Annotated in this window: 4 protein-coding genes; all 4 read left to right on the plus strand. The window is 71.8% G+C overall.

The window, feature by feature from the left end; translation table 11 throughout:
- The first annotated feature begins 220 nt into the window (after positions 1–220).
- Positions 221–1,408 (plus strand): non-hydrolyzing UDP-N-acetylglucosamine 2-epimerase, encoded by a 1,188-nt coding sequence (gene wecB / locus AC08OO_RS22450; protein WP_476611698.1) that lies wholly within the window; start codon positions 221–223, stop codon positions 1,406–1,408.
- A gap of 21 nt (positions 1,409–1,429) precedes the next feature.
- Positions 1,430–2,776, plus strand: coding sequence for a nucleotide sugar dehydrogenase (locus AC08OO_RS22455; RefSeq protein ID WP_476611695.1), 1,347 nt, complete (start codon positions 1,430–1,432; stop codon positions 2,774–2,776).
- A gap of 135 nt (positions 2,777–2,911) precedes the next feature.
- Entirely contained in the window at positions 2,912–4,102 is a 1,191-nt protein-coding gene (locus AC08OO_RS22460) for a glycosyltransferase (protein ID WP_476619041.1), read from the plus strand.
- Positions 4,103–4,165: 63 nt separating this feature from the next.
- On the plus strand, positions 4,166–4,921 hold a 756-nt coding region (locus tag AC08OO_RS22465; RefSeq protein ID WP_476619042.1), incomplete at its 3' end, for a glycosyltransferase.

Raw genomic sequence — 4,921 nt, forward strand, 5'->3', positions numbered from 1 at the left:
CGCGCGACGGGCTCGCGGCCCCCGTCGGGCGGGCTGGGGCGGCCCGTCCCGCCGGGCCTACCGTCGTCGACCAGCCGCGCGGCGGATCGGATCGTTCCGGGGTTCGCTCGTGACCGGCGTACCGGCGGGTGGTGAGCCCGTCGCCGGTGTACCGGTGGATGGTCCGCCCGCGCCGCGGGCTCCGCTCGCGGCCGCGCGCCGCCGGTCCGGACCGGTCCCGATGCTCGCCGAGTCCGGGCTCGCGCCGAGGCCGCACGCGGTGGTCGTGGCCGGGGCGCGGCCGAACTTCATCAAGATCAAGCCGATTCTGGACGCCCTCGACGCGGAGGGTTTCCGGACCACGCTCGTGCACACCGGTCAGCACTATGACGAGGCGATGAGCGAGGTGTTCTTCGCCGATCTCGGGCTACGCCCCCCTGACCATCACCTCGCGGCCGGATCGGGCTCCCACGCCGTGCAGACGGCCGCGGTCATGACGTCGTTCGAGCCGTTGCTCGACCGGCTTGCCCCGGAGATCGTCGTCGTGGTCGGCGATGTCAACTCAACTCTGGCCTGTGCGCTCGTCGCGGCGAAGGCGGGCGTGCCCGTTGCCCACGTGGAGGCGGGCCTGCGTAGCGGTGACCGGTCCATGCCCGAGGAGATCAACCGCATTGTCACCGACCACGTGTGCGACCAGCTGTTCGCGACCTCACCGGACGCGGTGGAGCATCTGTACCGGGAGGGCCTGCCCCCCCGGGCGGTCCATCTCGTCGGCAACGTCATGGTGGACACCCTCCTGGCGTGCCGGGACGAGGCGCTGGGCCGGCCGACGCTGACCGAGCTCGGCCTGCACCCGGGCGGGTACGGCCTGGTGACCATGCACCGGCCCGCCAACGTCGACGATCCGGACGTGCTCGCCGGGCTGCTCGGGGCGCTCGGGGAGATCGCGGTGCGCTGCCCGCTGGTCTTCCCGGCGCATCCCCGTACGGCGGCGCGGCTGGCCGGGATGCTCCCCCCGGGGGTTCGGCTGCTCGGACCCGTGGGCTATCTCGACTCCCTGGCGTTGCAGGCCGGGGCGCGTCTCGTGCTCACCGATTCCGGCGGCGTGCAGGAGGAGTCCACCGTGCTGGGAGTACCGTGCCTGACGCTCCGCGACTCGACGGAACGTCCATTGACTGTTACCGAGGGTACCAACCGGGTGGTGGGTCGGGACCGGCGGGTGGTGGTCACGGCCGCGTTCGACACCCTGGAGCGGCCGCCTGCGCCCCGGCGTCCGGCCTTGTGGGACGGCCACGCCGCCCGCCGCATCGCGCGAATTCTGGCCCGGGTGGTCGCACCCCCGCCGGAACCGGGCCGTCCGGGCGCACCGGATCCGGCGATCCGTCCGCCGGCCCGGGACACAGCTAGCCACCTACCTCTCTCTATGTAAACAATCTGACACACTATGTGTATGACTTCGAAGAAGCTGGTGGTCGTCGGGCAGGGATACGTCGGTCTCCCGCTCGCGATGCGGGCGGTCGATGTGGGTTGGCGGGTCGTCGGGGTGGACGTGGACGCGAGCCGTGTCGCCCGGCTGGCCGCCGCGCGGTCCTACGTTGAGGACATCCCCGACAGGCAGCTCGCGGCAGCGTTGGGGTCGGGCCGGTACGAGCCGACGTCGGACTACGCCCGCGCCGCGGCGTTCGACGTCGCGGTGATCACTGTCCCTACCCCGTTGCGGGAGGGGGCTCCCGACCTGTCCTACATCGTGGGCGCGGCGCGCAGCCTCGCGCCGCTGGTCCGGCCGGGCGTGACCGTGATCCTGGAGTCGACGACCTATCCGGGGACGACCGAGGAGCTGTTCGCCCCGCTGCTCACCGAGGGTTCCGGTCTGCACCCCGGTATCGACTTCCATCTCGGCTACTCGCCGGAGCGGATCGATCCGGGTAACCGGGTGTGGAACCTGGTGAACACCCCCAAGGTCGTCTCCGGGGTGCACGAGGACTCCCTGGCGGCCGTGAGCGCCTTCTACGACACCGTGGTCGAGCGGACGGTTCCGGTCGGCTCGACCCGGACCGCCGAACTCACCAAACTGCTGGAGAACACCTTCCGGCATGTCAACATCGCGCTGGTGAACGAACTGGCGATGTTCGCGCACGAACTCGGCGTCGACGTGTGGGAGGCGATCGACGCGGCCTCCACCAAGCCGTTCGGGTATCTGCGGTTCACTCCCGGCCCGGGGGTCGGCGGTCACTGCCTGCCCATCGACCCGTCGTACCTGTCCTGGCGGGTGCGCCGCAGCCTCGGCCGCAGCTTCCGATTCGTCGAGCTCGCCAACGACATCAACGACCACATGCCTGACCACGTGGTGCGGCGGGTCACCGAGATGCTCAACACCCGGCGGCGGTCGGTCGCGGGCAGCCGCATCCTGCTGCTGGGACTCGCCTACAAGAAGAACACCGGGGATGCGCGCGAGTCGCCCGCGACGCGGGTGGCCACCCTGCTCGCCGACCTCGGTGCCCACGTGCGAGCGGCGGACCCGCACGTCGACGCGGCCCGGCTGCCGCCCCGGGTGACCCTGGTGGAGGTGGATGCGGGAGAGCTTGCGGCCGCGGATCTGGTGGTGCTCCTGGTCGACCACGACGCCTTCGACCGTGACCAGGTGGCGCGGCATGCCCGTGCGGTCCTCGACACCCGGCACTGGCTGCCCACGCACGACCGGGGCCGCCGGCCGGTGGCGGCAGGCGGGGGACACCCGCTGATACCTGCGCAGGTCGCGCGGCACGACGAGCTCGCGTTCGCCGTGGAACCCCTGTGACGCCCTCCCACCTTCTGGCGCCATCCCACCCTCGCGGCGTCCCGTATCTTCCCGTGTCTTCCCGTATCTTTATGTAGTTGAATGATAACTGAAAATTATCGTCATCGAGAGGGTGCGGGCGGAGGGGCGGGTGCCATGCGGGTCGTCGCCACCGACGCGTGGTTCCATCACCGGCCGAGTGGGTGGCGGCGCCGGGGCCCGATAACGGTGCTGAAGGTGCTGAACCGGATGGAGCGCTCCGGCATCCATCTGGGGGCCGTGAACCTGCTCCGCCGCCTCGACCAGGACGAGTTCCGGCTGTTGTTCGCGGTGACGTCCGGCGCGGCAGGAGCGTTCGACGGTGAGATCCGGGCGCTCGGCGGCGAGGTGTACCACTGCCGGGCCGACTGGCGCTTTCCATGGTCCTTCCTGAGGCTGCTGCGTCAAGTACGCCCGGACGTGGTGCAGGCGGAGGTAGCGCAGGCGGACGTGACGATCTTCTCCGGGGTGGTCCTCGCGCTGGCCCGGCTCGGGGGGGTTCGGCGCCGCGTCGCCTACCTCGCCGATGCCCCGGACCGGCACGGCGACAGCCTGGGCGGCCGGGTGCGGCGGATCGTCGGCCGGTTGCTGCTCGACCGGTTCGCCACCCATCTGGTCGCGGTGAGCGAGGCGGCGATGCGGGGTCTGTGGCGGGAGAACTGGCGGCTCGACTCCCGTTGCCGCGTCATCTACCACGGCGTCGAGCTGGAACCGGTCGGCGTCGCCATCGCGGCCCGCCGCCGCGCGGAGGAACTCGCCGAGGACGATCAGGAGCTTGTCACCATCGTCCACGTTGCCTGCCCGGATTCGGTGAAGGGCCGGGACCGGGCCGTGGAGATTCTCGCGGCGCTGCGGGGGCGGTCTGTTAACGCCCGGCTCCTTTTCGTGGGTCGTCAGGATGCCGCCGAGACAGCCCGGCTGGTCGCGCTGGCGTCTCGGCGCGGCCTCGCTGACCACGTCGAGTTCACCGGCGAGGTGCTTGAGATCCCACGCCTGCTGGTCGCGGTCTCGCTGCTGCTGGTCACCTCCCGCCACGAGGGCCTGCCCGGCATCGTGCTCGAGGCCTGTGCGGTCGGGACGCCCGTGCTCTGCGCGGACCTGCCCGGGGTCGACGAGATCGCCCGGCTGCTCCCCGGCGTGACGATCCTGCCGCTGCGCATCTCCGACGCGGTCTGGGCCGACACCGCCGAGATGCTCACCGCCGTTCCCCCGACCATTGATCAGCGCCGGGAGGCGATGCGTCTGCTGCGCCGGTCCCCGTTCACGATGGAGCACTGGCAACGCGACATCACGGCGGTGTGGTCGTAGCCGGCGTCCCCGCCCGTCCGGGTACCGCCACCGTCCGGCCACGACCAGAAAGGACCGCTCACGATGAAGATAGTCACCTTGCTCGAGGCGGGGGACGGCCCGCGGTGGCCCGTCGCGCACGCCGTAGCCGAAAGGGAGAGCGGGGACCGCGTCATCGTCCTGATGCCCCCGCCCGACCACGTCGACAGCCCACTGGCCCGGGAGTTGACCGCGGGCGGCGTGGAGGTCGTCGCGAGCCCCGTGCCGCACCGGGGAGCGTCGATCCGCCGTCAGGCCGGTGGGATTCTCCGGCTGCGGGCGGAGCTGGCCGCGCTCGGGGCGGACGTCGTCCATTATCACCACTACGCCTCGGCGGTGGCCGCCCGCCTCGCCACCGCGGGCACCACGATCACCCGCGTGTACATGGTCGCGAACCCTCTGCACCTGGACCACCCGCTGATCCGGCCGGTCGAGCGGGTGCTCTGCCGGCTCGATCACCTGCTGATCGCGCCGACCTCCGACGTCCGGTGCCGCTACGCCGCGCTCGGCCAGCCGGTGCGCCGCCTGCGCACCGTGTCCTACGGCGTGGATCTGGACCGGTTCACGCCGGCGGACGACCGGGAGCGCCGGGCGGTCCGGACGGATCTCGATCTGCCCGAGGACGGGTTCGTGGCGGTGCGGGTGGCGCACTTCCACCCGCCCGGTCGTCTTGTCCATCCGGGCCGGGGGGTGGCGGGCCACGAGGTACTGCTGGCGGCCTGGTCGCGGTTCGTCGAGCTGGGCGGCCGCGGCACCCTGATCCTCGTTGACGGGGCTCCCGAGGGCGGGGCTCCCGAGGGC

The organism is Frankia sp. CeCAU1 (assembly GCF_977971845.1).

Coding starts and splice junctions, on each gene's coding strand:
- AC08OO_RS22455 (WP_476611695.1), top strand. CDS start 1,430: ATGACTTCGAAGAAGCTGGTGGTCGTCGGGCAGGGATACGTCGGTCTC.
- wecB (WP_476611698.1), top strand. CDS start 221: ATGCTCGCCGAGTCCGGGCTCGCGCCGAGGCCGCACGCGGTGGTCGTG.
- AC08OO_RS22460 (WP_476619041.1), top strand. CDS start 2,912: ATGCGGGTCGTCGCCACCGACGCGTGGTTCCATCACCGGCCGAGTGGG.